The organism is Streptomyces sp. LHD-70 (assembly GCF_031157275.1).
Lineage (GTDB): Bacteria > Actinomycetota > Actinomycetes > Streptomycetales > Streptomycetaceae > Streptomyces.
Genome location: NZ_JAVIFW010000061.1, coordinates 1 through 589 on the forward strand (window position 1 = coordinate 1; position 589 = coordinate 589).

Here is a 589-nt window from a genome sequence, read left to right on the forward strand (position 1 = left end):
AGTGCCGCCGCTTGCCTGGGTGTTGGCTCAAGTTTGACCTGCACCACCAGTTTCACCTCGTCAGGCTAGCGCCTAGCATTGACCTGTGTCACCGAGATGGGATCCAAACCCCGACATACGCAGGGGCCGCAGCGTCGTATGCAGCCTGCACGCGCACTTGGTCTTCACGCCGAAGTACCGGCGCGCAGTGTTCACCGATGCCGTCCTGAGGCGCTGTGAGGAGATCATGCGCGATGTGTGCGCGGACTTCGGCGCCGAGCTGCGCGAGTTCAACGGCGAAGCAGACCACGTCCACTTGCTCGTTCACTATCCGCCCAAGGTCGCCCTGGCCCGCCTCGTCGGCTCCCTCAAGGGCGTCTCCGCACGCCGACTTCGCCAGGAGTTTCCCGACCACATCAACCCCTACCTGTGGGGCGAGCACTTCTGGTCACCGTCCTACTTCGCGGCCTCCGTCGGCGGCGCCCCGCTCGCCGTGGTCAAGCAGTACATCGAGAACCAGAAGCGGCCCGACTGACCGACACGGCACAGCAGTTCCCGGCTCCGCCGGGCAGCCGTAGGGGCGCTCCGCGCCCGTCAAACCCGGCACCGC

1 protein-coding gene is annotated in these 589 nt (G+C 66.2%); it reads left to right on the top strand.

Going from position 1 to position 589, the window contains the following annotated elements:
* Positions 1–85 precede the first annotated feature (85 nt).
* A complete protein-coding gene (gene tnpA / locus RCO28_RS39260) occupies positions 86–514 on the top strand; it encodes an IS200/IS605 family transposase (RefSeq protein ID WP_308946208.1) in 429 nt (142 codons plus the stop codon).
* Positions 515–589 lie beyond the last annotated feature (75 nt).